A 26,688-nucleotide genomic window follows, 5' to 3' on the forward strand; every position below is an offset into this window, starting at 1 on the left:
TGGCCTGGTTCTGGAAGGTTGACCCCGAACAGATGATGGCCAGGCCACTGGATGTGCTTCGCGAATCGCTGGAGCACGCGCAACGGATCAATGCGATGCAGCAGGTGCAGTGATGGCAGAAGAAACCAAAGCTAAAGCGTCGGTGCTGCTTACCGGCATCGACGAACTGTCACCCAAACTCGGCGCCCTGCGAGTGAAGGTCGATGACTTCAAGAAAAACCTCGAACAGACCGGCCTCGGCAAACTCGACATCAGCGGTCTGTTCAAGGGCGGCAGCGTGATTACGCCGTTCGTGGACGGCATCAAATCGGCTGCGGCGTTTCAGGGCAAGCTTGCCGAGGTCAGCGAGGCGGCGAAAACCGTCGACCTGCCGGAAACACCGAAAGCCGCCGCGCAGAACATGAATGTGTTCAGCGCATCCATGGAGAAGGTGTCCGCTGCGGTGGACGCCGCACTGGTGCCGGCGGTGGGCGCATTGGTGGTCGGGCTGGAGCCGATGCTGACCCAGGTCGGCAGCCTGCTGGCCGACAACCCGAAACTGGTCGAAGGGCTGGCGGCGGGGGCCATTGCGTTTTCCGCCATGCAGACCGCCGTCACCGGTATGACTCAGGTGATGGACGTCATGAGCATGGTGCTCAAGACCAACCCGATCATGCTGATCGCCATGGGCATTGCCGTGGCGGCCGGTTTGATCGTGGCCAACTGGACACCGATTTCCGCGTTCTTCACCGGATTGTGGGAGGGCGTGAAAAACGCCGGGGCCAGTGCAATGGCGACGTTGCGCTCGGTGCTCGACTGGCGGCCGCTGGAGGCACTGGCGGCGTTGTGGGAACCGGTCACGGGGTTCTTCTCCGGAATCTGGGACAAAGTTAAGGCAGTGACTGCGCCGGTGATCGACTTCTTCAAGTCGGTTTTCTCGTGGTCGCCCGCAGGCCTGATCCTGGAAAACTGGGGGCCGTTGACCGGTCTGTTTTCGGCGATCTGGGAACTGCTAAAGGCCTTGAGTGTGCCGGTGATGGCGTTCCTCAGAAACCTGTTCGATTTCTCGCCGATGCAGATGATCAACAGTGCATGGGGCGGGGTAGTCCGGTTCTTCGAACCGATGTTCAGCGGCCTGCGAAAAGCCGCGCAAACGGCCAAAGAATTCCTGGTGTCGTTGTTCGACTTCTCGCCGATGCAGATGATCAACAGTGCGTGGGGCGGTGTTGTCGGGTTCTTCGAACCGATGTTCAGCGGCCTGCAAAAAGCCGCGCAACCGGCTAAAGATTTTCTGGTGTCGTTGTTCGACTTCTCTCCCATGCAGATGATCGCCAGCGCCTGGGGCGGTGTTGTTGCGTACTTCCAGCCGGTGTGGACGACGCTGCAATCGGCCGTGCAAAGCACCCGGGATACGTTGCGGGCACTGTTCGATTTTTTCCCGATGGAAATGATCACCAGCGCCTGGGGTGGTGTCGTCGGATTCTTCGAACCGATCTGGACGGCACTGCAAACGTCAGTGCAACAGGTCAAAGGCTTTTTCACCGGTCTGTTCGAGTGGTCGCCGCTGGAGCAGATTGCGCAGTACTGGCAGCCGATCGGTGAGGTTTTCTCGGCGCTGTGGGGTGTTGTGCTGGCGCTGTCCGCGCCGGTCGTGGATTTTTTGCACGGCCTGTTCGAATGGAAACCCCTGGATCAGATCATCGAGAGCTGGGGGCCGATTGTCGGGTGGTTCGGCGAGTTGTGGCAAAAGCTGCAAACCGTCATCGCGCCGATCAAGGAGTTGTTCGACGGTGGCTTCGCCGGGCTGATCGCCAAGGTCACCGGCAAGGTCGAAACCCTGACCGAAGCGCAACGCCAGACCAATGCCGAAGGCAAGGGAGAACTGGCGCCGGCATTTTTCGGTGCCAGTGCGAAACCCGAGGGCGGCAGTGCGTTGCAGGGCGGTTCTTTGCCGCAATCCTCCAGCGCCCTGATCCAGCAAAGCGCCGCCAACAATCGCACACAACTCGAAGGCGGCCTGACGGTCCGCTTCGAAAATGCGCCGGCGGGGCTGCGCACCGATCAACCGCAAACCAATCAACCGGGGCTGGCGCTCAGTTCGCGCATCGGCTATCGCTCGCTCTCCATGGGAGGTTCCAATGAACTGGCGTGACCGTTTGTTGCCGGCATCCTTTCGCGGTGTCGGTTTCTGGATCGACCAGGCGAAAACCCCGGTCGGTCGCAAGGGGCAGTTACACGAATACCCGCAACGCGACCTGCCGTTTTTCGAGGACCTCGGCCAGCAGGCCAAGACCCACGATCTGACGGCGTTCATCATCGGTGCCGATTGCCTGGAGCAGCGCGACAAGCTGCTCCAGGCCCTGGAGCAGGGCAGCGGCGAACTGGTGCATCCGTGGCTGGGGCGCTTGCAGGTCAAGGTCGGCGAATGCGACATGACCCATACCCGCCAGGACGGCGGGATGGTGACCTTCAGTCTGAAGTTCTACCCGGACCGACCGCTGCCGTTTCCGACGGCGACGGTCAGCACGCAGAAAGTCCTGCTGATCAAGGCCGAAGGTCTGCTCGGTTCGGCGGTGGCGCGCTTCGAACAGGCGATGACCCTGATCAAGGCGGCGCGGATCGGCATCGCCAATCTGCGCAACAGCCTCACCGGCGTGTACGACGTGATCAAGGAGCAGCTCAAGCCGCTGATCGCCCAGTACAAGCAGATCACCGAGCTGGTCAGGGCCGTGAAGGAGCTGCCCAAGGAAGTGGCGGCGGAGTTCAAGGGGTTGCTCGGCGATATCAAGGAGCTGAAGGCATTCGCGAAGGAGGGCTACCGTGGCGTGATTGCCGACGTGTCCCAACAGATCGAAGCCATCCGCAAGGCCGATGCGCCGAAAATCACCACCGGCAAGGACACCAATGCCGCCGCGCAAGCGATGGCCAATCTGGTGCAGGACACCCTGATCGTCAAAGCGGCGCAATGGGTGGCCTCAATGCCGGTGGCGTCGACACCGGTGAAGCTCAACTCGACGCCTTCGCTGGATCAGCAGTCGAAGCAGCCGGTCACGCGCCAGGAAGTCCCGGTCACCGATGATCTGCAAGCGCTGCAAAAAGAGTTGAACGAAGCGCTGCAAAAGGCCCAGGACAAGGCCGACCCCGCGCACTATCAAGCCATCGCCGATGTGAAGGAGGCGCTGATCGCGCACCTCAAGGCCGTGGCTTCGTCCGGTGTGCGACTGGTCAGCAAAACTTTCCAGGAAACCTTTCCGGCAGTGGTCGTGGCCTACAAGCAGTTTGGCGACGCCACCCGGGTGACCGAGGTTATTCAGCGCAACGGTCTGTCTCATCCGAGCTTTCCACCCAACGAAGTCAAAGTTTCCAGGGAGTGAGCCATGAGCGAGATGGACAACCGCGTCACGCTGACCGTCAACAACATGGAGTACGGCGGCTGGAAAAGCGTGCAGATCACCGCGGACCTGGAGCGCCAGTTCCGCACCTTCAAGCTCGACATCACCTGGCAATGGCCGGGGCAGACCGTGGATCAGCGGATCAAGGCCGGCGACCCGTGCGAAGTACGGATCGGCAAGGATCTGGTGCTCACCGGTTATGTGTTCAAGGCCCCGATCAGCTATGACGGGCGGCAGATCAGCCTGAGCATCGAAGGCAGTTCCAAGACCCAGGATCTGGTCGATTGTGCGGCGCGAAACATCCCCGGCCAATGGCAGGAGCAGCCGCTGTTGAACATCGTCCAGGCCCTGGCCGGGGAATACACGCAGTTTGTGGTCAACGAGATTCCCGAGACCGCACGCCTGAGCAAACACACCATCGTTCCGGGTGAAACGGTGTTTCAGTCGATCGACCGTCTGCTCTCGCTGTACCGGGTGTTTTCCACCGATGACGCCGAGGGTCGGCTGGTGCTCGCCAAACCGGGCAGCGGCGGCCGCGCCAGCGATGCGCTGGAGCTGGGCAAGAACATTCTGTCGGCCAATGCGCCGATGGATCACAGCCAGGTGTTCTCCGAATACCGGGTGATCGGCCAGCAAAAGGGCAACGACAAGAAGAGCGGGGTAGCGGTCAGCGAGGTTGAATCCAGCGCGACCGACCTGAGCTTCAAGCGTCGTCGCACGACGATCATCAACGAAGGCTCGCAACTGACGTTCGAACTGGCCCAGCAACGGGCCCAGTGGGAAAGCGCCACGCGCATGGGCCGGGCGCTGACCACCACTTATCAGGTACAGGGCTGGCGCCAGTCCAACGGCGATCTGTGGCGGCACAACACGCTGGTGAAGGTCAAGGATCCGGTACTCGGTTTCGATGGCGACATGCTGATTTCCAAAGTGACGTATTCGCTGTCGGCGCAAGGCTCGGTGACCACGCTGCAAGTGGCACCGCCGCATACCTTCGACGCCAATCCGACCCCACCGAAAAAAGCCTGAGCCGGCACCTCCCTCCAAGGAAACCCTATGAGCCTACTGACACGCCTGCTGGCGCGCGGCACTGTCGTGCTCGCCAATTCGGCATCCAAGCTGCAATCGCTGCAAATGCGCCTCACCGCCGGTGAAGTGAACGACGACATGGAGCACTTCGAACCCTACGGTTTCACCAGCCATCCGCTGGCCGGTGCCGAAGGCGTCGTCACGTTTCTCGGCGGCGACCGTTCTCACGCCATCGCTCTGGTGGTCGCCGACCGCCGTTACCGCCTGCAATCGCTGGCGGCTGGCGAGGTGGCGATCTACACCGACGAGGGCGACAAAATTCACTTCAAGCGCGGGCGGATCATCGACATCGAAACCGCCACGCTCAACATTCGCGCCAGCACCGCCGTGAACTTCGAGACGCCGGTGATCAACCAGACCGGCAAGATCGTTTCCAAAGGCGATCAAGTGGCCGGTGGCATCAGCCAGATCAAGCACGTGCACGTTGGCGTGCAGGCGGGCAGTGGCCAGACCGGCGCGCCGGCGGGAGGTCAGTGATGCTTTTCAGTCAGAACCTCCACGCCGCGCTGACCCGTGCGGTGCTGATCAGCCTGTTCACCTGGCGCCGCGCCGCCGACGACGATGCCCTCGACGACGAGGAGCGTTTCGGCTGGTGGGGCGACACCTTTCCCACCGTGGCCGACGATCGTATCGGCTCGCGGCTGTGGCTGCTGCGCCGGGTCAAGCTGACCCGCCAGACCCAGATGGACGCCGAGTTCTATGCCCGCGAAGCCTTGCAATGGCTGATCGACGACGGCCATTGCAGTGCCATCGACATCATCAGCGAACGCCTCGACGCCCAGCGCCTGAACCTGCGCACGGTCCTGACCCTGGCCGACGGCGAACGCCTGGACATCAACCCCGATAACAGTTGGCAGGTGATCTATGCCGTTTGAAACCCCTTCGCTGCCGGTGCTGATCAAGCGCACCCAAAGCGACCTGGCCGGCGATTCGCTGCGCCAGTCCGATGCGCAAGTCCTGGCCCGCACACTCGGCGGCGCCGCTTATGGCCTGTATGGCTACCTCGACTGGATCGCCGAGCAGATCCTGCCCGACACCGCCGACGAGTCGACCCTGGAACGCATCGCCGCGCTGCGCCTGAACCAGCCGCGCAAACCGGCGCAGGTCGCCACCGGCAACGTCAGCTTCAACGCGACGGCGGGCGCGGTGCTGGACGCCGATACGTTGCTGCAGGCGAGTGATGGCCGCACGTTCAAAGTCACTGCCGCGCGCACCACCGTCAATGGCGTCAACAGCACCAGCATCGCCGCGCTGGATGCCGGCAGTCTGGGTAACGCCGAGGCCGGGCTGGCGTTGACGCCGGTGCAGCCGATCGCCGGTGTGGTCAGCAACAGTTTTGTGGTGCTGGCGCCCGGACTGAACGGTGGCGTGGCACGTGAAAGCCTGGAGTCGTTGCGCTCGCGGGTGATCCGTTCCTATCGCGTGATCCCCCACGGCGGTTCCGCCAGCGACTATGAAACCTGGGCGCTGGAAGTGCCGGGCGTGACCCGCGCGTGGTGCCGTGGCGGCTTCCTCGGACCGGGCACCGTCGGCGTGTACATCATGCGCGACGACGATCCGCAACCGGTGCCGAATGCCGATCAACTGGCCGAAGTGCAGGCCTACATCGAACCGCTGCGCCCGGTGACCGCCGAAGTCCATGTACGTCCGCCGGTGCAGAAGCCGGTGACCTATCAGGTGAAGCTGACCCCCGACACCACCGCCGTGCGCGCCGCCGTCGAAACCCAGTTGCGCGATCTGCACAACCGTGAAGCCGACCTGGGCGAGGATCTGTTGATCAGCCATATCCGCGAAGCGATCAGCAGCGCGGCGGGTGAAACCGATCATGTCCTTTCCTCCCCCGTGGCCAACGTGGCCGCCGGTGACAGCGAACTGCTCACCTTCGGGGGTTGCGTATGGCTGCCATAAGAACCGCCGCGCAATACCAGGCGCAATTGCGCGCCTTGCTGCCGAGCGGTCCGGCATGGGATCCGGAGCGCGTGCCGGAGCTTGAGGAAGTGCTGGAAGGCGTCGCCGTCGAGCTCGCCCGCCTCGACGCTCGCGCCGCCGACCTGCTCAACGAGATGGACCCGGCTGGCGTCAGCGAACTGGTGCCGGACTGGGAACAGGTGATGAACCTGCCCGACCCGTGCCTCGGCGCCACACCGCTGTTCGACGACCGTCGCCTCGCTGTGCGCCGCCGCTTGCTGGCGGTCGGCAGCCAGGCCGTCGGCTACTACCTGGAAATCGCCAAAAGCCAGGGTTATCCCAACGCCACCATCACCGAACTCGAAGCCCCGCGCATGGGGCGTTCGCGTTTCGGCGCAGCGCATTGGGGCACTTGGGAAGCGCAGTTCATGTGGACGCTCAACACCGGCGGCCGGCTGTTGCTCGGTCGGCGTTATGGCGCGAGCTACTGGGGCGAGCGCTTCGGCGTGAATCCGGGCTCGGCGCTGGAATGCCTGATCCATCGGGCGGCGCCGGCGCATACCAGGGTGCACATCAACTATGACTAGGGAATAACGCAATGGATTATCCGAAGAGTGTGCCCAGCGCCGGTCTGGTGAATGGGAAATTTGTCGATGAGAACCCGATCAACGGGACACCAGGGTCATTGATTCCTGCTGCGTGGGGTAACGGCGTTACGGAAGAAATCGTCAATGTGATCAAGGCGGCTGCCATCGTGCCCGACGAACAGGATCACAGTCAGCTTCAGCAAGCGATCGCGAAAAGTATCAGCGATAAATTGCCTGTTCAGGCCGCAGAAACCAATGCAGGTGTGATGAAGGTCGCCACGCAGGATCAGGTCGCCGCCGGTGTGGATGACTCGGTGGCTGTTACCCCGAAAAAACTGAAGCTGGGTTTCAGTCTGGTCAATGGCACGTGGGGTGGTTACTTCGCGTTTCCGTTCTGGATGGGCGGCCTGGTCATTCAGTGGGGCTACGTCAACAGCGCAGCGACTGATGTCACCACCACTCTGCCGGTCAGCTTCAACTCTGCCTTTTATGGTCTGACGGTCTCTAACGGATACACCCCGACTTCCGGCTCCATTGGTTATCTCGCGGCGTCACCCAAAGGTCTTTCAGCCATTACGTCCAGAGGCTCCAGCGCTTTTCTGGGTGCCCAATTCATCGCCATCGGCAGATAGGTCTCGCTATGAAAATTTACTGGAGTCCTTCGACTCAAGGCTTTTTCGATTCTCGGGTCAACACGGCCATTCCCAAGGACGCCGTGGAAATATCGCCCGCGCATCGCGACGAGCTGATGGACGGCTGCAGGCGCAATCAAGTGATCGTCTGTCGGGCGAACGGCTTTCCGATTCTGGCCGATGCAGCTCCCATGACGCCGGAAGACTTAGCCAATGCCGAGCGCCATTGGCGCGATGCGCAATTGGTCAAAACAGACCCATTGATCACACGCCATCGCGACGAGTTGGAGACGATGGAAAAGACCACGCTGTCGGCTGAGAACTACACAACGTTGCAGCAGTACCGGCGCGATTTGCGCGATTGGCCTTCTTCCACGCAATTCCCTGCCATTGCCAATCGGCCCGACTGGTCGGTGATCGGCGACACAACGGTGAAGAAAACCCGAGCCAGAAAGACGGTCCGGCAATGATGCGCACGGCGTAAGAGAACAGGAGTCAAGAGAATGGATTATCCAAAGAGCGTCCCCAGCGTCGGCCTGGTCGATGGCCGGTTCGTCGATGAAAATCCTGTGGCGGGAACGCCGGGTTCATTGATTCCGGCGGTGTGGGGCAACAGCGTTACACAAGAAATACTCAACGTGATCAGCGGCGCCGGGCTGACAGCCGCCGAGGCCGATACCGGTCAGCTGCTCAAAGCCATTCAATCGATTGTCGGCAATGCCAGCCCGATGCGCTCGGTAGTAACGCGGCTGACTGCATCCAAGGCACTGACCGACCCGGAGCTGGGCCTGGTGCTGATCGATGGCGGATCCAGTGCCGTGACGGTGACGTTGCCACCGGCAAACGCGGCGCTGGGTGTGCGCGATGTGATTGTTCGTCGCATGGATAACAGCGGCAACCGCCTGATCGTTCAGGCGTCGGGTTCCGACCGTATTCGTTTCCACACTCACCTGTCACCCAGCGGCTATCCGTTTCTGGTGTTGATGGGCGGCGGCGACTGGTGGCATTTGCGCAGTGATGCTTCGGGTAGCTGGTGGCCGGTCGGTCGGTTTGACAACACTCCGCTTGGCCGGCCGTTTTTCGAGACCACCACCTTGCTCAGTCCCGGTGGTTACGGTGCGCTCAATGGTACGGTCATGAAACGTGCCGAGTGGCCCTGGCTGTGGGACCACGCCCAGCTTTCGGGAATGTTGGGCACTGAAGCGGCGCGTGCGGGCAACGAAGGTAAATGGACGTCGGGTGACGGCGCGTCAACCTTCCGTGGCCCTGAAGGGCGAGGCGAGTTTCTGCGGGTTCTGGACGAGGGCAGGGGCGTGGACACCGGCCGTGCCATGGGGGCCTTTCAGGCCGGATCGATTCACTCGTATGCCATGGGCTCCAATGGTGCCGGTGCGGTGGGCGCGTGGTGGTCGGACAGCCTGACCGGCTTCGGTGCCGAGTCTCGTGAAGAGCCGCAATACGTGTCCGGACTGGTCAACGGCGGCCCTGTCTTCCCTGCCAATACAACCTACCAACGAGATGCTGCCAACACTTTGCTGCTGGCGTTCAAGTCCCGCCCTCGCAACATTGCCTATCCCGGCCGTATCAAGCTCATCTGAGGTGCCTATGTTCAATTATCTGTTTGACGGCGCGGGCGTTTTGTCCGGGCCTGTCGAGTTTTTCGTGACCCCAGGCATCGGTATTCAACTGCCCGGCAACGCGGTGGAGTTGTCGTTCGAATTACCCGCGCCTGAAGCCGGTCGTACCTGGGCCCTGATCAACGGTGTACCGCGAGAAGTGATTGACCGGCGCGGTCCGGTTTTTCGCAAGGACGGCGGCGGGCAGCAGATCTGGAGTGAGTTGGGGGAGCTGCCCGAAACCTTGACAACGCAGCCCTGGCCCGGGGAATTCCATGTGTGGCGCGACAACGCATGGCAACTGGATGAGCAAGCCCGTTTGCACAGCGTCAGCCAACAGGTTCTGGAAAAGCGCGACACGCTGCTTCGCGACGCCGTCCTGCGCATTGCTCCGCTGCAATACGCCGAAGACATCGGCGACGCCAGCCACGAAGAGCAACTGCAATTGCTTGAATGGAAGCTCTACAGCGTCGAGCTGAACCGTATAGAAAAGCAGGCCGGTTTCCCCGGCGAAGTCACTTGGCCGGCAGTCCCCGGCGCAGGCGTAACCAACTGATTGCAGCACAGGGAACCGTGCAATGGATTATCCAAACAGTATTCCCGGCGTCGGCCTGGTCAATGGCGGTTTTGTCGATGAAAACCCGGTTGCCGGCACGCCCGGATCGTTGATCCCCGCCGCCTGGGGCAACAGTGTCACGCAAGAAATTCTCAACGCCATCAAGGCCGCCGGACTGACGCCGGACGAGAGCAAAACCAATCAGTTGGCAACGGCCATTGGCGCCCTTGTCGACTTCACCAAACTGAAGAACAACCCGACCACGCTGGCGGGCTACGGCATCACCGATGCAGTGGGAAGGTTGCTGGCGGTCCGGCAGATCGAGACGGTCGGCATCACGGTTTACCGCCCCAACCCCAATGCGAAAAGGATTCGTGTCCGGCTGGTCGGCGCGGGAGGTTCAGGGGGGGGATGTGCACCTGTCGAGGTGAGCACTCTGCGAATTGGCGGAGGCGGTGGCGCCGGTGCCTATGCGGAAGGTCTGTACGAAGTGACAACGGACATGCTCGCCGGCGTGCCGGTCACGCTGGGCGCCGGTGGCGCCTCCCGCACGGTGGCTGGCTTGGCGGGGGGCGGCGCTTCGTTCGGTTCTTTGATGAGTGCTGCCGGTGGCGCTGGCGGATCGGTTCTGGCTGTCGCCGTGGGACCCACGGCGAACGGCTTCGTCCAGGGCGGCCCCGGTGGTCAGGTGGTCACGGGCGGCAATCTGACCAACGCCCGCGGCATGAGCGGTGGGTTCGCGATGTTCAACAACAATTGGGGCGTGCTTTCCGGCACCGGGGGGGCCAGCCCGTTTGATGGCGGTGCGTCGTCCACCGGTGTCAACGGCAATGGCTATGCGGGGGTTCGAGGTTCCGGAGGTGGAGGTACCTGCTCCAACAACACGTCTGTGTCGTTTCTGAGCGGTGCCGGCGGCAACGCTTTCTGTGAAATCTGGGAGTACGCCTAATGGTCATGTATGCACGTATTGAAAACGGTGTTGCGATCGAAGTGATCGACACCGGTGACTACGCGATCGACCAACTCTTCGCGCCTGCTTTTGTCGCTGCGATGGTGCAGGTGCCCGAAGGTGTGAGCGTCGAAATCGGCGTGCCGATGCCCGAGGCGGCTCGCGCTATCGAGCCTTCGCGCGAACCGCAAAGTCCTGTCATCGCTCAACCCCCAATGGTCGAGGACAAGGAGCCTCTGGCGGCAGAGCGAATCTGGCGCCAGTCCGCAATCGCAGCCACTGAATGGCAGGTCACCCGCCATCGCGACGAGCAGGAACTGGGACGCGGAACAACGCTCAAGGCCCAGCACTATCTGGAGCTGCTTGAGTACCGCCAGGCGTTGCGCGACTGGCCTGGTGCCGGCGCATTTCCGTCATCCGTTTCACGGCCATCAGCGCCGCAGTGGTTGGTCGGCCAGATTGGCTGAGGCCCTCACGCAATCCATGTATTCAGATAAGGAGATAAATCTTGGACTACCCCAATAGTGTTCCCAGCGCAGGTCTGGTGAGCGGCAAGTTTGTCGATGAAGACCCGGTCACCGGCAAGCCGGGATCCTTGATCCCGGCCAGCTGGGGCAACGGCATCACTCAGGAGCTGCTGACGGTCATCCAGGCCGCTGGCCTCACGCCGTCCGAGACTCGAACCGATCAAGTATTGACGGCATTGCGCAGCAACAAGCTGTTTGCGACCCCACCGCAGTTCGACAACAGTCAGACGGTCGCCACTACCGCATTCGTGACCCGTAGCGGACTGCAGTATTCGGGGTTTGCTTCGTATGCAGCAGGTGTTGCGCTAACCGCGGCCAACGTCGGTGGAGTCGCCAGCTTTTCCAGTGCGACAGCGATTTCCACGACGTTGCCGGCCACGAGCAACATTGCCCACGGCAGCACCCTTCAGGTGATCAATGCCGGCACCGGCGTTTTGACCATCGCAACGGTCGGCAGCGATGTTATCAAGGCCTCCAATGGCGCTGGCGGGCCGATCGTCCTCGGGCTTGGCGATTGCGCCGAGTTCATCAAGCTCGACAACCAATGGCGGTTGATTGGCGGAACAATGAGTAACCGGTACTCGTCGCTGTTGAGCGGATCCAGCGGCAATAGCGGTTATCAGCGGCATGCGACCGGCAACATCGATCAGTGGGGCATGGCTGTTTCGGATGCAAACGGCGAAATCAGAGTTGTCTTCCCTATTTCCTTCCCCAACGCGTTCAGCTCGATCGTGGCGATTCATTCGGGGGGAGATGGTGCCATGGTCATTCTCACGGGCACTCCGGCTCCGAGCAAACAGGGATGCACTCTGAAAATCCGCAGTTACACCGGTGATGTCTCGCCTAACTGGACTGTCCTCTATCACGCAAAGGGCTATTGAATGAATCCGTTCAACGTTCTGTTCAGCGCCAGCACCCGGGGCGTTTATGTACCGGGTATCAATTCGTCGGACATTCCCGATGACGTCATCGAAATTCCCCAGGCGTACTGGGAATCGCTGCTGCAACAACTGACGGTGTCTGCAAAAGTGATCGGCGTGCGTGCGGACAACGGTTATCCGGTATTGGTCGATCCACCGCCTCCCTCTGCCGAAGTAGCGGCTGACGTAGAACGCCGCTGGCGCACGGCGCAATTGGCCGCGACCGACGGCCTGGTGGCCCGTGACCGCGATGAGCTGGAGGACGGCGGCGGCACCACCCTGACTACCGAGCAATACGCCGAACTGCAAACGTTCCGGCGGGCGTTGCGGGACTGGCCGCAGGCGTCGTTTTTCCCGTTCAGCGAGCATCGCCCGGTAGCGCCGCGCTGGTTGGCCTCGGCACTCTAATGGATCAAGGAAACTGAAATGGATTACCCGAAAAGCGTTCCCGGCATCGGGCTGGTGAACGGCAAGTTCGTCAATGAAGACGTTGTCGGTGGTTTGCCGGGGTCGCTGATTCCTGCGACCTGGGGCAACGGTGTCACCGATGAGCTGTTGAATGTCGTCAAGTCTGCGGGCCTTGAACCGAGCGAAAGCGATGCGACGCAGTTGTTGCAGGCGCTCAGGAAAATAAGCCAGGCCGGTGAGGACAAGCATGCAGCGGATATCGGCGCTGCCAATCTCTACATGGCCAACTACGTGCCCGCCATCACGACGTTGAAGGACGGTCTGGCGCTGCGTTTCACCGCAGGTAATGCCAATACAGGGGCGAGCACATTTGCGCCGAATGGTCTTCTGCCCAAACCGCTTTTGAGTCTGGCACAGAGTGCGTTGCGACCTGCCGAAATTGTCGGTGGCAGCGTGTGCTCGGTGGTGTTCAGCGCAGCACTGGACAGTTGGTTGCTGGTGTATGCCAGCGGTGGCAATGCCACCACTGGCCGATTGTTGGGTGTGCGCACCTTTACCGCGTCTGGCGTCTACGTGCCCAGCGTCGGGATGAAAAATGTGTGGGTCAAGGTCATCGGTGGCGGTGGCGGCAGTGCAGGGATTCCGGCGACCGGTTCCAATCAGATTTCCATGGCGGGTGGTGGTGCTTCGGGTGGTTACGCTGAAGCGTGGCTTGCATCCGCAGCGATTGGCAGCAGTCAGACGGTCACGGTAGGTAGCGGCGGAGCCGGTGGAGCTGTCGCGGAGGGAGGCGGGGGTGGCGGAACCAGCTCCTTCGGTTCGTTGGTTTCTGCTACCGGTGGCGGTGGATCGCCAGGGTTCTCGGCGTTGTCTCTGCCCTCGTTCGGCTTGAATACGGGCGGCTATCCAAGTCTCGCGCCTTCGGGCGGCAATATAGTCAATATGGCGGGAGCCGCAGGCAGTCCGGGCATTTGCGTCAATTTATCGGTGCTTGCAGGGCATGGTGGCAATTCACCATTGGGCAGTGGAGGGTATGGCAGCAGCGCGGCCTCTGCTCTGGCAGCACCGGGCTCCGGATACGGTTCCGGAGGGGGTGGTATCGCTAACGCGAACAACCAGGCAGCCCGCCCCGGTGGTGCTGGCGCGCGAGGCGTCGTGATCATTTACGAGTACGCCTGATGAAAACCTACGCACGCGTTGTTGAAAACACGGTGGTCGAGTTGTTTTCGACCGATGGAAACATGGTCGAGATGTTTCACCCGGATCTGCTCTGGGTCGACATCTCCGACGTAGCGCCCGCGCCACAAATCGACTGGTCGGCAAACTTCGGCACCCTTGGCTGGGTGTTTTCGTCGCCGGAAGAAAGTGCCCCGGAAGGAACCCTGAAAACCCTGGCAAAGAAATGGCTGACCGGTCTTGGCCGTCAGTCGTGATTCAATCGGGACATCCAGGGAGGACCGAGCATTATGCAAATTACTGAAGACAACCTACTCAACATCATGCCCAACGCCCGCCGCCAAGCGGGCGTTTTTGTTTCTGCACTCAACGATGCCATGGCTCGCCATCGCATCGACACACCTAAACGCGTGGCTGCGTTTCTCGCCCAGATCGGACACGAGTCGGGGCAATTGCAGTACGTGCGTGAACTGGGCAACAACCAATACCTGAGCAAGTACGACACCGGTACGCTGGCCTTGCGATTGGGCAACACGCCCGAGGCCGATGGCGACGGGCAGAAGTATCGCGGGCGCGGGCTGATCCAGATTACCGGCCGCGCCAACTATCGCCAGTGCAGCCTCGGGCTGTTCGGTGACGAGCGCTTGCTGGCGCTGCCGGAACTGCTGGAACAACCGCAATGGGCGGCCGAGTCCGCCGCATGGTTCTGGGCGCAGAACGGCCTGAACGCGCTGGCGGATCAGGATCAGTTCAACAGCATTACCCGGCGGATCAACGGCGGGTTGAACGGCTTGCAGGATCGCCTGGAACTTTGGGGGCGGGCGAGGGCGTTGCTATGCCTGCCTTCGGTCTGAGCGTCTGGCGGCTGATCGGCCTGATGCTGCTGGCCGCAGGTTCGGCAGCGCTGGCGTGGCAGTTTCAGGACTGGCGCTACGGCCGCCAACTGGCCGAACAGGCGCGGTTGCACGCCGAAACCCTTAATCAACTGACTCTGACGGCCGCCACCGCGCAACAGGCCGAACAGGACAAGCGTCTGGCCCTGGAGCAACGGCTCGCGGTCAGCGAACAAACCCATTACCGAGCACTGAACGATGCCCAACGTGATCAGGATCGCCTGCGCGATCGTCTTGCCACTGCTGATCTGCGCCTGTCAGTCCTCATCGACGCAGGCGACACTGCCCAAGGTTGCGGTGTGCCAGCCACCTCCAGCGCCGGCGGCGTGGATCATGCAGCCGTACGCGCCCGACTTGACCCGGCGCATGCTCGACGAATTGTCGCCATCACCGGCGAAGGCGACCGTGGACTGATCGCCTTGCAGGCTTGTCAGGCCTATATCAGAGCGCTGGCGCCTGCACATTTTGAATAAGCTTGTGTATTGAAAGCGCAACCGGCTCGTGTACGGTGGTACCCATTCCATCCGATCCGGAGCGCGCCGTGAAAGAAATCACCCAACTGGCGGCCGAACTTGGCCGACGTCTGCAATTGCTCAATGCCCACGTCACTACGGCCGAGTCCTGTACCGGTGGTGGGATTGCCGAAGCCATCACCCGCATTCCTGGGAGTTCGGCGTGGTTCGAAGCGGGTTACGTGACCTACTCCAATCGCCAGAAAACCCAGCAACTGAATGTACCGACGGAGCTGTTCGGCACCGTGGGTGCGGTCAGTCGCGAAGTGGTCGAGGCCATGGTGCGCGGCGCCCAGGAGAAAAGCCTGGCGCGGTTTGCCGTGGCGGTCAGTGGCGTGGCCGGGCCGGACGGTGGTTCGCCGAACAAACCGGTGGGCACCGTATGGCTGGCGTGGGGCGTGGGCGACCAGATTTCCAGTGAGGTCCAGCACTTCGCCGGTAACCGCGACGACGTCCGCCGACAAACGGTGAAGGCCGCGCTAGAGGGCTTGCTGCGACTAGCGGCACGAGAAATCGAAAATCAGGGGTAGGCGATCCGTGAACGCTGTGGAATAATACTGGCTACTTATACAGGTGTTGGCCGTCAGGCCTTATTGATTACGTGAGGACTTTAATGGACGACAACAAGAAGAAAGCCTTGGCTGCGGCCCTGGGTCAGATCGAACGTCAATTCGGCAAGGGTGCCGTAATGCGTATGGGCGATCAGGACCGTCAGGCGATCCCGGCCATTTCCACCGGCTCTCTGGGTCTGGACATCGCACTCGGCATCGGCGGCCTGCCAAAAGGCCGTATCGTTGAAATCTACGGTCCTGAATCTTCCGGTAAAACCACACTGACGCTGTCCGTGATCGCCCAGGCTCAAAAAGCCGGTGCGACCTGCGCCTTCGTCGACGCCGAACACGCCCTCGACCCTGAGTACGCCGGCAAACTGGGCGTCAACGTCGACGACCTGCTGGTTTCCCAGCCGGACACCGGCGAACAGGCCCTGGAAATCACCGACATGCTGGTGCGCTCCAACGCCGTTGACGTGATCATCGTCGACTCCGTGGCCGCTCTGGTGCCAAAGGCTGAAATCGAAGGCGAAATGGGTGACATGCACGTGGGCCTGCAAGCCCGTCTGATGTCCCAGGCGCTGCGTAAAATCACCGGTAACATCAAGAACGCCAACTGCCTGGTGATCTTCATCAACCAGATCCGCATGAAGATCGGCGTGATGTTCGGCAGCCCGGAAACCACCACCGGTGGTAACGCGCTGAAGTTCTACGCCTCGGTTCGTCTCGACATCCGCCGTACCGGCGCGGTGAAGGAAGGCGACGAAGTGGTCGGCAGCGAAACCCGCGTCAAGGTTGTGAAGAACAAGGTCGCTTCGCCGTTCCGTCAGGCCGAGTTCCAGATTCTTTACGGCAAGGGCATCTACCTGAACGGCGAGATGATCGACCTGGGCGTACTGCACGGTTTCGTCGAGAAGTCCGGCGCCTGGTATGCCTACGAAGGCACCAAGATCGGTCAGGGCAAGGCCAACTCGGCCAAGTTCCTGGCGGACAACCCGGAAGTCGCGGCCAAGCTCGAGAAGCAACTGCGTGACAAACTGCTGTCGCCAGCCGTGATCGCCGACTCCAAGGCTTCTGCGGTCAAAGAGACCGAAGACGACCTGGCTGACGCTGACATCTGATTGCACCGATGACAACCGCCGTACTCGATACCCTCGTCGCGGTGCGGCGAACCGCCATGGACCTGCTCGCACGCCGCGAGCATGGTCGAGTCGAGCTGACGCGCAAACTGCGTCAGCGTGGCGCTCCCCCCGAGATGATCGAAACAGCCCTCGACCGTTTGACGGAAGAAGGGCTGCTTTCCGAAGCCCGTTATCTTGAAAGCTTTGTTTCCTATCGCGCCCGTTCCGGTTACGGCCCACTGCGGATTCGCGAAGAACTGAGCCAGCGCGGGTTGCAACGCGCCGATATCGAACTCGCCTTGCGCGAGAGCGGTATCAACTGGCAGGAGCAGCTAACGGACACGTGGCGACGGAAGTTTTCCGGACAGCTTCCCGGCGATGCCAAGGAACGCGCCAGACAAGGTCGATTCCTGGCGTACCGGGGATTTTCGATGGAGATGATCAACCGCTTGTTCAGCGGCAGAGGGATGGACGATTAAATCGCTCCAGCTTCAGCTCAGCTTCATCTGAAAAATAAAAACGGCCCGCTATTTCGATAGCGGGCCGTTTTTTTTTGCCTTCACGTTACCTTCGACGGTTCGCGGGTGCGTTGCGCGGTTTGGGGTTTTGACTGGGCCCAGTTTTCCGGCAGGTTGATGTAGTCCACCAGCTCCCGCAGACGCCCGTGATCCCGGGCATTGAAGGCGAATGCCAGGCGCGTGAGATGACTGAATTGAGCCTCGTCGTGTTCTTCGCCGGCGTAGGCGTGTTGATGGAACTGGTCGCTCAGGCACAGATCGGCAAAGGCTTCCTGCATATGGTCCAGGGCCTGGTCGCTCAATTTGTGGTTCATGCGAATGACAAACTGGCGCTTGAGCCAGCGGCTGGAGTGGAAGTTGCCGTAGAACTGGTTGATCTGCTCCACCGCCTCTTCAACGTTGTAGACCAGGCGCATCAGCTTCAGGTCGGTTGGCAGGATGTAGCGGTTTTCCTCCAGTTGCTGGCGGATGAAGTCCAGCGCGCCTTGCCAGAACGTCCCGCCCGGTGCGTCCAGCAGAACCACCGGCACCAGAGGGCTTTTGCCGGTCTGGATCAATGTCAGCACTTCGAGTGCTTCGTCCAGCGTGCCAAACCCGCCAGGGCACAGCACCAGCGCATCGGCTTCCTTGACGAAGAACAGCTTGCGGGTGAAGAAGAAATGGAACGGCAGCAGGTTGTTGGTGCCGTCCACGGTGGGATTGGCATGTTGTTCGAAGGGCAGGGTGATGTTGAAGCCCAGGCTGTGATCGCGACCGGCCCCTTCATGAGCCGCGGCCATGATTCCGCCGCCGGCACCGGTGATGACCATCATGTTCGAGCGGGCCAGCGATGCCCCGAGCTCCCGAGCCATGGCGTAAAGGGGATGTTCGACCGGGGTGCGAGCCGAACCGAACACTGTGACCTTGCGTCGCCCCTTGAACTGTTCAAGCGTGCGAAACGCCTGCTCCAGTTCGCGCAGGGCTTGCAGGGTGATCTTGGCGTTCCAGCGGTTGTGGTCTTCCTGGGCCATGCGCAGCACGGTCAGGATCATGTCGCGGTAGATGGGGGAATTCGGGCTGTTGGGTGATACCAGGTTGAGTTGTTCTTCGACCTTGCTGATGAGGTCGTGGCCGCTTTCCTGAAAATGACGGCTGAGCAGGTCATTCGGTTGGTAAGGCATGCAACTTCTCCTTCTGCACAGAGCTTTCGGCCCTGACGTGCGGCGTCAGTGCCGCGCTGCAAGAAAACAAACGTCCGACAGCTCCTTTCCTGCCGTTAATAAAATGAACGGGAATACGTTGAATCTAGACCCTCAAAGCATTTTTCGCTCATTGAGCATTGAGCCGCAAAGTCTTTCCTGGCAACTGCTTATTGCTGCTTTGCGAAGTGTTTTCACCGCTCGTCCGATGCCACGTCGAGGGCTGAATGCTCTGATTTACTAAGTTAAAGGCGCCGTACGACAACTTTGCGTCAACGACCGTACGCAAGGTGCACGCTATTCAAGGATTTGCGGGTGGCAAGGAGGCAGGACACATGACCAGAGTGATTCTGGAGATCGATACGCAGCTGTATCGGTTGTTGAAAGCATCGGCCGAGACCAACCATGTGAGTCTCGAAGAGGAGTGCTGCCGACGCCTGGCGGGAGGGGATCGCCGCTCGCGGTACTTGCAGGCCTTGCTGGCCGAATTGCGCGCCGAGGATGAACAGCGGCGCGCCACGTCTCGATGATTACTTCTTCTTCGCTGGAGCCGCTTTCGGGCAATCCGATTCCTGGTAGCTGGCGGAGCCGATCGCCTTGTTGCTTTTCACTTCGGTGAAGTCGTAACGCATGATCGCACCCTTGGCCATCAGCTTGCGGTACGACGGGTTGTTGCAGACCGAGGCGCCCAGCTGGAAATACACGGCTTTGGGATCGGCGCGCATTTTGTCGGCGTGGCTCTTTTGCACGCTCAGGTGATTGACCAGCGTGGTGCCTTCGACGGTGTAGCCCTGATCAAGAATGTCTTCGTTGATCGCCCGTGGCGTGCCGACGCTGCTTTGTGCGGCGACATTGCGCAGCTCTCGGTTCAGATTCTGCTCACTCAGGGATGCAGCCTGAGCGCTGAAGGACGAAGCCAGCAGAATGGCAGCGGTGGGAACGATAAGGCGCAGCATGAAACTCTCCTGGTTCAGTGACTGGTGGTTCGACCAGCCACGTGACTGTGCGTTCAGTGGCGGCGAATTATAGGGGAGCCGGTCGGGAGGGTACAGGCTTGTGCCCGTCGCTCTGTTAAACTGCCGGCCTTTATTGCCCTGCCGAGTGTCGTTCGTGTCGAGTTTTCCTGTCTGCCGGTGCCGCCTGCGATGAATCATGCCCCCAACGCCGTGGCCCGCCTGCGCGACCAGCGCGAGGACGAAGGCATCAAGCCGATCCAGGCCCGTGGTTTTCGCTCTCCGCGTTGCCGCGATTGCCGGGTGATCATCAGCCATTGCCTGTGCGCCTGGCGGCCAACCGTCGATACACGCTCGGGTGTTTGCCTGATCATGACCGGCAAGGAAGTGTTCAAACCCAGCAATACCGGCTGGCTGATCGCCGACATCGTGCGCGACAACCATGCCTTCATCTGGTCGCGGACAGAGCCCGACGAACAACTGCTGGCGCTGCTGAACGACCCGCAATGGCAGCCGTATCTGGTGTTCCCCGGTGAGTACGTCGAACCTTCGCGGGTGACCAACACCGTGGATCTCGATAGCAGCAAGCGTCCGCTGTTCATCCTGCTGGACGCGACCTGGACCGAAGCCCGGAAGATTTTCCGCAAGAGCCCGTATTTCGACCGTTTGCCGATCCTCAGCCTGTTGCCTGACAAGCTGTCGCGCTATCGCCTGCGGCGCTCGACCCGCAGCGAGCACCTATGCACTGCCGAAGTGGCGGCGCTGTGCCTGGAACTGGCCGGCGATTCGGACGCGGCGTCGGCGCTGGATGCCTATTTCGATGTGTTCAGCCAGCATTACCTGGGGGCCAAGCAGCAACTGGAGGTCAACGTGTCGACGCCCGCCCACGCTGAATTGCTGCCCTATATCCGAAACGCGGCGCCAGTACCGGCCTGATCCTGGCCCATACTGCTAAAGCAGTGGCCGTGCGGCTTGACCACCTAGGCTTCGCTGGTCATGCTTGGCGCCGATTGGGGTGCGGCCAAGGTTTGAAACGCCGTTTTTGTTCGTGATTGGCGTTGAACGTGCCCCTGTGGATGCCGCTGCCGGGCGGTATCTGGATTTGCTTTGGTGAGGCCCGAATGCGCGGGCCCGCCATCAAAAACAGGATCATTTGAAAAATGGCCACATACGACATCCTGATTGCCGATGATCACCCTCTTTTTCGTAGCGCACTGCATCAAGCGGTGACGATGGGCCTTGGCCCGGACGTACGCATGGTGGAGGTGGCGAGCATCGCCGAGCTGGAATCCCGCCTGACCGAAAAGGCTGACTGGGATCTGGTGCTGCTGGACCTGAACATGCCGGGCGCTTTCGGGTTTTCCGGGCTGGTGATGCTGCGCGGTCAGTACCCGCAGATTCCGGTGGTGATGGTTTCGGCCCAGGAAGAAGCCTCGGTGATGGTCAAGTCCCGGGAATTCGGCGCCAGTGGCTTCATTCCCAAGTCCAGCGACCTGAGCGTGATTCAGGAAGCGGTGCGCAAAGTGCTGGATGGCGACGTGTTCTGGCCGCCCCAGGCGTTCGAAGCGGTCAGCGTTTCGGATGAAGCCAAAGCCGCCAGCGATGGCCTCGCCAGCCTGACGCCGCAGCAGTTCCGGGTGTTGACCATGGTCTGCGAAGGCTTGCTGAACAAGCAGATCGCCTACGAGCTGAGCGTGTCCGAAGCGACCATCAAGGCCCACGTCACGGCGATTTTTCGCAAGTTGAACGTGCGGACCCGGACCCAGGCAGCTTTACTGCTGCAACAACTTGAGTCAATTCCGAGCCAGTAAGCACTGGCGTCTTCACGCTTTTTTGACTTTCGTTGATCTAGCTTCCCCACTTCCTTTCGGTCGGTTATCTACTTTATGTCACCTTTCAAGGGCCAGACGGGCCTGAAACGCATCCTCAACGCTTCCGGTTACTCGCTGGACGGCTTGCGCGCCGCCTTCACCGGCGAAGCCGCATTCCGCCAATTGGTGCTGCTTAACGTGGTACTGATTCCGCTGACGTTTTTCCTGAATGTCAGCCGGGTCGAGCAGGCGTTGCTGATCGCCGTGTGCCTGCTGGCTTTGATCGTCGAGCTGTTGAATTCGGCGGTGGAGGCGGCCATCGACCGCATCTCGCTGGAGTTGCACCCGCTGTCCAAGAACGCCAAGGACATGGGCAGTGCCGCGCAATTCGTGGCACTGAGCATGATCGCCCTGGTGTGGGCGGTGATTCTGCTTTAAGCGATGCTCGGCAGAACGATCTCGTCGCTGCGCTGCACCCCGGCGGTGAAGGCGCGGCACAGGTCGAGGAATTCGCGCATGGCGGAGGTCTGGTACTTCTGCTTGTGCCAGATGAAGTAGAACTGTCGGGCCAGATCCAGATCCGGCGTCTCCACCGGCACCAGGCTGCCGCGCCGGAAGGCGTCACGCAGCGCCAGACGTGAAATACAGCCAATCCCCAGACCTGATTCCACCGCGCGTTTGATCGCTTCGGTGTGTTCCAGCTCCAGCCGGATGTTCAGCGCACTGCGGTGATGCCGCATCGCCTGATCGAAGGTCAGGCGCGTCCCCGAACCCTGTTCCCGCAAAATCCACGCTTCGTGCGTCAACTCTTCCATGGTCGCGCTGCCGCGCTTGGCCAACGGATGCTGTGGGGCGCAGAACACCACCAGTTCATCCTCGACCCAGCTCTGCACTTCGATGTCCGGGTGGCTGCAATCGCCTTCGATTAGACCCAGATCAATTTCGTAATGAGCCACTTGTTGCACGATATTGGCAGTGTTCTGCACGTGCAGCTTCACCTGGCTTTCGGGGTGGCGCTGCATGAAACCGCCGATCAGCAGAGTCGCCAGGTAATTGCCAATGGTCAGGGTCGCGCCCACTGACAGCGAGCCGAAACCGGATTTGCCGTTGAGCAGGTCTTCGATTTCCTTGGCCTGATCGAGCATGGCCACCGCTTGCGGCAACAACTGTTTGCCGAGGGCGTTGAGGCTCAGGCGTTTACCGGCGCGGTCGAACAGCTGGCAGCTGGACTGGCGCTCCAGTTCGGTGATGGAAGTGCTGGCGGCAGATTGCGACAGGTTGAGCAGACCCGCAGCACGGGACACGCTTTCCTGCTGGGCGACAGCGACGAAGACTTGCAGTTGACGAAGAGTAAATCGCATATCGATATAACCGATAACCCTTATCTTAATAATCCAGTTAACAGATATTGTCGGCGCTATTAGAATGCGATGCAATTGCGCACCGTCGGCATTCTTCAACACGAGCCGGGCAGGCGCAGATCAATCTCCAGGAGTCCCACGTACATGAGCAACATGAACCACGAGCGTGTCCTCAGTGTTCATCACTGGAACGACACTCTGTTCAGCTTCAAGTGCACCCGCGATCCGGGCCTGCGCTTCGAGAACGGTCAGTTCGTGATGATCGGCCTGCAACAGCCAAACGGCCGCCCGCTTATGCGCGCTTACTCGATCGCCAGCCCGAACTGGGAAGAGCATCTCGAGTTCTTCAGCATCAAGGTGCAGGACGGTCCGCTGACCTCCCAGCTGCAGCACCTGAAGGAAGGCGACGAGATCATCATCTCGAAAAAACCGACCGGCACCCTGGTGCTGGACGACCTGAACCCGGGCAAGCACCTGTACCTGCTGAGCACCGGCACCGGTCTGGCGCCGTTCATGAGCGTGATCCAGGACCCGGAAACCTACGAGCGCTTCGAAAAAGTGATCCTGGTTCACGGTGTTCGCTACGTCAACGAAGTCGCCTACCGCGAATTCATCACCGAGCACCTGCCGCAGAACGAGTTCTTCGGCGAAGCGCTGCGTGACAAGCTGATCTACTACCCGACCGTGACTCGCGAGCCGTTCGAGAATCAGGGCCGTCTGACCGACCTGATGCGCAGCGGGAAGCTGTTCAGCGACATCGGCCTGCCACCGATCAACCCGCAGGACGACCGCGCGATGATCTGCGGCAGCCCGAGCATGCTCGACGAGACCAGCGAAGTGCTCGACAGCTTCGGCCTGAAGATCTCGGCGCGTATGCGCGAGCCGGGTGACTACCTGATCGAGCGCGCATTCGTCGAGAAATAATCCTGACGATGCCGACAGAAAAGCCCGCGTTGCCTGAGAAGGCAGCGCGGGCTTTTTCGTTTTTGGAATTCAGTCAGCGGCGGGGATGACTTCCAGGACGCGGATCTGCTCAGGCACAGGGTAATGCCAGCGCACGTCCAGATCCCAGAACTGCGCGCCGTATTCGCGCTCTGGCGCGGGCGTCTGATACGCCGGACGCGGATCCTGGGCCAGGCACTGCTCGATCAATTCGACCAGCGGCTCGGCAAGGCGCTGAGCGTGGGTGTGCGCCTGTTGCAGCGCCGTGTCCGTCCATTGCACGTCGATCAGGTGCGGCGCGGCACTGGCGATGCTGTTGGAGGCGTCAGCAATGATGTCGGCGTACGGCACGTAGGGTTTGATGTCGAGAATCGGCGTGCCATCCAGCAAGTCGATGCCGGAGATGAACAGGCGATTGGCTACGACCTTGTCCAGCTTCACCACCGACTGGCCGATGCCGTTCGGCCGGTGCGTGGCGCGGGTGGCGAACACGCCCATGGACTTGTTGCCACCGAGGCGCGGAGGGCGGACCTTGAGGCGCGGCTTTTCTTCCAGCGCCTGATGGAACAGGAACAGCAGCCAGACATGGCTGACCTGCTCCAGCCCCTGCACCGCGTCACCCTGATCGAACGGTGCCACCAGTTCCAGCACGCCACGGGCGGCGGGGGCCAGTTGCGGCTGGCGCGGGATGGCGAACTTCTCCTTGAAGCAGGAGCGGACGAAGCCGATGGGGGAGACGCTGTAAGTCATGGTGTGCATTCGAAGCGGAGCAGGGCGGGCATGATAACCCGGCAGGCTTCAAGTCTGGTGCTGACAGATCGGGCCTCTTCGCGAGCAGGCTCGCTCCCACAGGGGAACGCATTCCAAATGTGGGAGCGAGCCTGCTCGCGAATGCCGCGCCGCTGATCTACAGACTGAAGCCGCCATCCAGCGGAATGATATTCCCGGTCATGTACGCCCCGGCAGTACTCGCCAGGCTGATCGCCAGTGCCGCCATCTCCTCCTCACGGCCCCAGCGTTTCATCGGGATCAGCGCGGTGTCTTCGGCCAGCGCCTGCTGGTCACTGCCGATGTGCTGGGTCATCTTGCTCGGGAAGCGCCCCGGCGCGATGACGTTGACGTTGATGTGCTGACTCACCAGTTCCCGGGCGAGAATTCGTGACAGCTGATGCAGGGCCGCCTTGCTCGGCCCGTAGGCGTAGGCCTGTTCGCCGAAGGAAGAAATCCCCGCCACCGAACCGATGTTGATGATCCGCGCCGGATTGGCCGCCGACCCGGATTGGCGCAGCAACGGCAGAAACTGCTGGATGCAACTGAACACCGAGGTCACGTTGAGCTGCATGACTTTCTCCCAGCCCTTGACCGGGTAGCTCTCCAGCGGCGCGCCCCAGGTGGTGCCGGCGTTATTCACCAGAATGTCCAGATGAGTGATCTGCTCGCCCAGTCGCGCTGCCAGCTCCTTCACGCCTTCTTCCGTCGCCAGATTCGCCGCCACGCCATGACACGTGCCCAGGGCACTTAGCTCTTCAGCGGTTTGATGACAGGCTTCAGCGTCACGGGAGCAGACGTACACGCGGGCGCCGGCTTCGACAAAGGCCTTGGCGATCATTTTGCCGATACCACGGGTGCCGCCGGTCACCAGGGCGGTGCGGCCTTGCAGGGAGAAATACGGGTGCATGGCGAATCCTGAGGGCTAGGGTTCAGTACACCCTAGTCGCCGGCCGCGAAAAGCGGAGCCACTATTTTTTGAGGGAATGGAGGGCTATGCATGAAAACGGCGACCGAAGTCGCCGTGATCGAATGGGTCAACCGCGAACGCGCAGGGTCAGGCCCTTGAGAAAATTGCGCAGCAACTGATCGCCGCACGGGCGGTAGTTGGTGTGGCCGACCTTGCGGAACAACGCGCTCAGCTCAGGCTTGGATACCGGGAACTCGGCGGCCTTGAGGATCGCGTGCATGTCGTCTTCTTTCAGCTCGAAGGCCACGCGCAGCTTTTTCAGGATGATGTTGTTGGTCACCGGCAGTTCGATCGGCAGCGGCGGACGGCTTTCGTCCTTGCCGCGCTTGAAGATCACCAGACCGTCGAGGAAGTGCGCGATGACTTCGTCCGGGCAGCGCACGAAACCTTCTTCGTCTTCTTCTTTCTTGTCGAGGTACGTCACGACATCGGCAAGCGTGACGTCCAGGCCGCCGAGTTTGATGATCTCGACCACTTTCTTGTCGCTGATATCGAGCATGTAGCGCACGCTGCGCAGAACGTCGTTGTGAACCATGTGTGCAATCCTGATTGTTCGCTGTGGGCACCGAGCGGGACGCGATGCCGGAATGTAGGGTGGCTTGCGAGCCTTAGAATTTCTCTTTACCGGACAGGTAGCGCCACTGGCCGATCGGCACCTTGCCGATGGACACGCCGCCGATGCGGATGCGGCGAATGCCGATCACCTTCAGGCCGACCGCTTCGCAGAACTGGGCGATGATCCCAGGCTGCGGGTTCTTCATGGCGAAGCGCAGGCGGTTTTCGTTCTGCCAACTGGCCTTGACCGGCGGCAGCTCCTTGCCCTTGTGGGTGAGGCCGTGCTGCAGGCGGTTGAGGCCGTGGGCAACCATGTCGCCTTCGACTTCGACCACGTATTCCTGCTCGATCTTGGCCGCGTCGGCGGTGAGCTTGCGCAGTACCTTCCAGTCCTGGGTGAACACCAGCAGGCCGCTGGCCTTGGGTTGCAGGTCGGCGCTGGCGGTCAGGCGCAAGAAATGCCCGCGCAGCGGACGCTTGCCGTAGCGGTGTTCTTCACTGAGGGTTTCGGCGTTCAGCGACTGCATGGCGCTGTCGACATCCATGCCGGCCGGCACGTTGAGCAGGATGGTCACCGGCTCCGGCGCGGTGGCCTTGGCGTCCTTGTCGAGTTCGACCTTTTGGTCGCCGACCTTGAACTGCGGCTCGTCGATGACTTCGCCGTCCACGGTGACCCAGCCGCCCTCGATGAACAGCTCGGCCTCCCGGCGGGAGCAACCGACCAGCTCGATGAGGCGTTTGGAGAGGCGAATCGGGTCAGTCATGACAGGGGCCGTAACGAAAAAGGGGTGGGCATTGTACCTGCCTGGGGCCGGT

Annotated in this window: 34 protein-coding genes; 27 read left to right on the plus strand and 7 right to left on the minus strand. The window is 61.2% G+C overall.

Annotated elements, in window-relative coordinates; translation table 11 throughout:
- Positions 1–112 precede the first annotated feature (112 nt).
- The 22 genes from LOY31_RS05935 (at position 113) to recX (ending at position 17,295) form a co-directional block, all read left to right on the plus strand.
- A complete protein-coding gene (locus LOY31_RS05935) occupies positions 113–2,131 on the plus strand; it encodes a phage tail protein (RefSeq protein WP_258712967.1) in 2,019 nt (672 codons plus the stop codon).
- Positions 2,118–3,353: a DNA circularization protein gene (locus LOY31_RS05940; protein ID WP_258712968.1), complete on the plus strand. Its 1,236-nt coding sequence runs from the start codon at positions 2,118–2,120 to the stop codon at positions 3,351–3,353. Before LOY31_RS05935 ends, LOY31_RS05940 begins: the two co-directional genes overlap by 14 nt.
- Positions 3,354–3,356: 3 nt before the next feature.
- Positions 3,357–4,400, plus strand: coding sequence for a phage baseplate assembly protein (locus LOY31_RS05945; protein ID WP_258712969.1), 1,044 nt, complete (start codon positions 3,357–3,359; stop codon positions 4,398–4,400).
- 27 nt (positions 4,401–4,427) lie between these two features.
- A complete protein-coding gene (locus LOY31_RS05950; RefSeq protein WP_011332728.1) occupies positions 4,428–4,937 on the plus strand; it encodes a phage baseplate assembly protein V in 510 nt (169 codons plus the stop codon).
- Positions 4,937–5,335, plus strand: a complete 399-nt coding sequence (locus LOY31_RS05955; protein ID WP_007954906.1) for a phage GP46 family protein — start codon at positions 4,937–4,939, stop codon at positions 5,333–5,335. The genes LOY31_RS05950 and LOY31_RS05955 overlap by 1 nt, the downstream gene beginning before the upstream one ends.
- Entirely contained in the window at positions 5,325–6,368 is a 1,044-nt protein-coding gene (locus LOY31_RS05960) for a baseplate J/gp47 family protein (RefSeq protein WP_258712970.1), read from the plus strand. The genes LOY31_RS05955 and LOY31_RS05960 overlap by 11 nt, the downstream gene beginning before the upstream one ends.
- On the plus strand, positions 6,356–6,955 hold the full coding sequence (locus LOY31_RS05965) for a YmfQ family protein (RefSeq protein WP_258712971.1): 600 nt from the start codon (positions 6,356–6,358) through the stop codon (positions 6,953–6,955). The genes LOY31_RS05960 and LOY31_RS05965 overlap by 13 nt, the downstream gene beginning before the upstream one ends.
- Positions 6,956–6,966: 11 nt before the next feature.
- Positions 6,967–7,587 carry a hypothetical protein gene (locus tag LOY31_RS05970; protein ID WP_258712972.1) on the plus strand — a complete coding sequence of 207 codons (621 nt, stop codon included), beginning with the start codon at positions 6,967–6,969 and terminating at the stop codon, positions 7,585–7,587.
- 8 nt (positions 7,588–7,595) lie between these two features.
- Positions 7,596–8,057, plus strand: a complete 462-nt coding sequence (locus LOY31_RS05975; protein ID WP_221532895.1) for a phage tail assembly chaperone — start codon at positions 7,596–7,598, stop codon at positions 8,055–8,057.
- 33 nt (positions 8,058–8,090) lie between these two features.
- Positions 8,091–9,185, plus strand: coding sequence for a phage tail protein (locus LOY31_RS05980; RefSeq protein WP_221532894.1), 1,095 nt, complete (start codon positions 8,091–8,093; stop codon positions 9,183–9,185).
- Positions 9,186–9,192: 7 nt separating this feature from the next.
- Complete coding sequence (locus tag LOY31_RS05985) at positions 9,193–9,759, plus strand: tail fiber assembly protein (RefSeq protein ID WP_221532893.1); 567 nt, start codon at positions 9,193–9,195, stop codon at positions 9,757–9,759.
- A gap of 22 nt (positions 9,760–9,781) precedes the next feature.
- On the plus strand, positions 9,782–10,708 hold the full coding sequence (locus LOY31_RS05990; protein WP_221532892.1) for a hypothetical protein: 927 nt from the start codon (positions 9,782–9,784) through the stop codon (positions 10,706–10,708).
- Positions 10,708–11,175: a phage tail assembly chaperone gene (locus LOY31_RS05995; RefSeq protein ID WP_221532891.1), complete on the plus strand. Its 468-nt coding sequence runs from the start codon at positions 10,708–10,710 to the stop codon at positions 11,173–11,175. Before LOY31_RS05990 ends, LOY31_RS05995 begins: the two co-directional genes overlap by 1 nt.
- 41 nt (positions 11,176–11,216) lie before the next feature.
- Positions 11,217–12,116 carry a phage tail protein gene (locus tag LOY31_RS06000; RefSeq protein WP_221532890.1) on the plus strand — a complete coding sequence of 300 codons (900 nt, stop codon included), beginning with the start codon at positions 11,217–11,219 and terminating at the stop codon, positions 12,114–12,116.
- On the plus strand, positions 12,117–12,563 hold the full coding sequence (locus tag LOY31_RS06005) for a phage tail assembly chaperone (RefSeq protein ID WP_221532889.1): 447 nt from the start codon (positions 12,117–12,119) through the stop codon (positions 12,561–12,563). It abuts the gene before it with no gap.
- 18 nt (positions 12,564–12,581) lie between these two features.
- Positions 12,582–13,742, plus strand: coding sequence for a hypothetical protein (locus tag LOY31_RS29375; RefSeq protein WP_221532888.1), 1,161 nt, complete (start codon positions 12,582–12,584; stop codon positions 13,740–13,742).
- Positions 13,742–13,996 carry a hypothetical protein gene (locus tag LOY31_RS06015; protein WP_221532887.1) on the plus strand — a complete coding sequence of 85 codons (255 nt, stop codon included), beginning with the start codon at positions 13,742–13,744 and terminating at the stop codon, positions 13,994–13,996. Before LOY31_RS29375 ends, LOY31_RS06015 begins: the two co-directional genes overlap by 1 nt.
- 33 nt (positions 13,997–14,029) lie before the next feature.
- Positions 14,030–14,593 (plus strand): glycoside hydrolase family 19 protein, encoded by a 564-nt coding sequence (locus LOY31_RS06020; RefSeq protein ID WP_258712973.1) that lies wholly within the window; start codon positions 14,030–14,032, stop codon positions 14,591–14,593.
- Entirely contained in the window at positions 14,575–15,105 is a 531-nt protein-coding gene (locus LOY31_RS06025) for a lysis system i-spanin subunit Rz (RefSeq protein WP_221532885.1), read from the plus strand. Before LOY31_RS06020 ends, LOY31_RS06025 begins: the two co-directional genes overlap by 19 nt.
- 68 nt (positions 15,106–15,173) lie before the next feature.
- Entirely contained in the window at positions 15,174–15,674 is a 501-nt protein-coding gene (locus LOY31_RS06030) for a CinA family protein (protein WP_221532884.1), read from the plus strand.
- 83 nt (positions 15,675–15,757) lie between these two features.
- Positions 15,758–16,816: a recombinase RecA gene (gene recA, locus LOY31_RS06035; protein WP_003222269.1), complete on the plus strand. Its 1,059-nt coding sequence runs from the start codon at positions 15,758–15,760 to the stop codon at positions 16,814–16,816.
- 8 nt (positions 16,817–16,824) lie between these two features.
- Complete coding sequence (recX, locus tag LOY31_RS06040) at positions 16,825–17,295, plus strand: recombination regulator RecX (protein ID WP_085605307.1); 471 nt, start codon at positions 16,825–16,827, stop codon at positions 17,293–17,295.
- Positions 17,296–17,375: 80 nt separating this feature from the next.
- Here recX and LOY31_RS06045 read toward each other — a convergent pair whose 3' ends face one another.
- Positions 17,376–18,494 (minus strand): TIGR00730 family Rossman fold protein, encoded by a 1,119-nt coding sequence (locus LOY31_RS06045; protein ID WP_115076770.1) that lies wholly within the window; start codon positions 18,492–18,494, stop codon positions 17,376–17,378.
- A gap of 353 nt (positions 18,495–18,847) precedes the next feature.
- On the opposite strand from LOY31_RS06045, the gene LOY31_RS06050 reads away from it, so the two are divergent.
- Positions 18,848–19,042, plus strand: coding sequence for a hypothetical protein (locus LOY31_RS06050; RefSeq protein WP_007954932.1), 195 nt, complete (start codon positions 18,848–18,850; stop codon positions 19,040–19,042).
- On the opposite strand, the gene LOY31_RS06055 is transcribed toward LOY31_RS06050, so the two are convergent.
- A complete protein-coding gene (locus LOY31_RS06055; RefSeq protein WP_064593873.1) occupies positions 19,043–19,468 on the minus strand; it encodes a PA3611 family quorum-sensing-regulated virulence factor in 426 nt (141 codons plus the stop codon).
- A 189-nt stretch (positions 19,469–19,657) separates the two neighbouring features.
- On the opposite strand from LOY31_RS06055, the gene LOY31_RS06060 reads away from it, so the two are divergent.
- The 3 genes from LOY31_RS06060 (at position 19,658) to LOY31_RS06070 (ending at position 21,714) form a co-directional block, all read left to right on the plus strand.
- Complete coding sequence (locus LOY31_RS06060) at positions 19,658–20,401, plus strand: tRNA-uridine aminocarboxypropyltransferase (protein ID WP_085605309.1); 744 nt, start codon at positions 19,658–19,660, stop codon at positions 20,399–20,401.
- 224 nt (positions 20,402–20,625) lie between these two features.
- A complete protein-coding gene (gene erdR, locus LOY31_RS06065; RefSeq protein WP_102686582.1) occupies positions 20,626–21,276 on the plus strand; it encodes a response regulator transcription factor ErdR in 651 nt (216 codons plus the stop codon).
- Positions 21,277–21,351: 75 nt separating this feature from the next.
- Complete coding sequence (locus LOY31_RS06070; RefSeq protein WP_003222276.1) at positions 21,352–21,714, plus strand: diacylglycerol kinase; 363 nt, start codon at positions 21,352–21,354, stop codon at positions 21,712–21,714.
- Here LOY31_RS06070 and LOY31_RS06075 read toward each other — a convergent pair.
- Positions 21,711–22,637, minus strand: coding sequence for a LysR family transcriptional regulator (locus LOY31_RS06075; RefSeq protein ID WP_007954941.1), 927 nt, complete (start codon positions 22,635–22,637; stop codon positions 21,711–21,713). The two genes, LOY31_RS06070 and LOY31_RS06075, sit on opposite strands and share 4 nt — an antisense overlap.
- A gap of 144 nt (positions 22,638–22,781) precedes the next feature.
- On the opposite strand from LOY31_RS06075, the gene fpr reads away from it, so the two are divergent.
- Positions 22,782–23,561, plus strand: a complete 780-nt coding sequence (fpr, locus tag LOY31_RS06080; RefSeq protein ID WP_007908723.1) for a ferredoxin-NADP reductase — start codon at positions 22,782–22,784, stop codon at positions 23,559–23,561.
- Positions 23,562–23,630: 69 nt separating this feature from the next.
- On the opposite strand, the gene tsaA is transcribed toward fpr, so the two are convergent.
- The 4 genes from tsaA to LOY31_RS06100 form a co-directional block, all read right to left on the minus strand.
- Positions 23,631–24,329, minus strand: a complete 699-nt coding sequence (gene tsaA / locus LOY31_RS06085; RefSeq protein ID WP_371915878.1) for a tRNA (N6-threonylcarbamoyladenosine(37)-N6)-methyltransferase TrmO — start codon at positions 24,327–24,329, stop codon at positions 23,631–23,633.
- 157 nt (positions 24,330–24,486) lie between these two features.
- Entirely contained in the window at positions 24,487–25,257 is a 771-nt protein-coding gene (locus LOY31_RS06090) for an SDR family oxidoreductase (protein WP_007954945.1), read from the minus strand.
- A 127-nt stretch (positions 25,258–25,384) separates the two neighbouring features.
- Positions 25,385–25,852: a DUF1456 family protein gene (locus tag LOY31_RS06095; RefSeq protein ID WP_007954948.1), complete on the minus strand. Its 468-nt coding sequence runs from the start codon at positions 25,850–25,852 to the stop codon at positions 25,385–25,387.
- Between the two features lie 73 nt (positions 25,853–25,925).
- A complete protein-coding gene (locus tag LOY31_RS06100; RefSeq protein WP_221532883.1) occupies positions 25,926–26,636 on the minus strand; it encodes an rRNA pseudouridine synthase in 711 nt (236 codons plus the stop codon).
- Positions 26,637–26,688: the final 52 nt, after the last annotated feature.

The organism is Pseudomonas sp. B21-021, from assembly GCF_024749205.1.
Classification (GTDB): Bacteria; Pseudomonadota; Gammaproteobacteria; order Pseudomonadales; family Pseudomonadaceae; genus Aquipseudomonas; species Aquipseudomonas paraglycinae.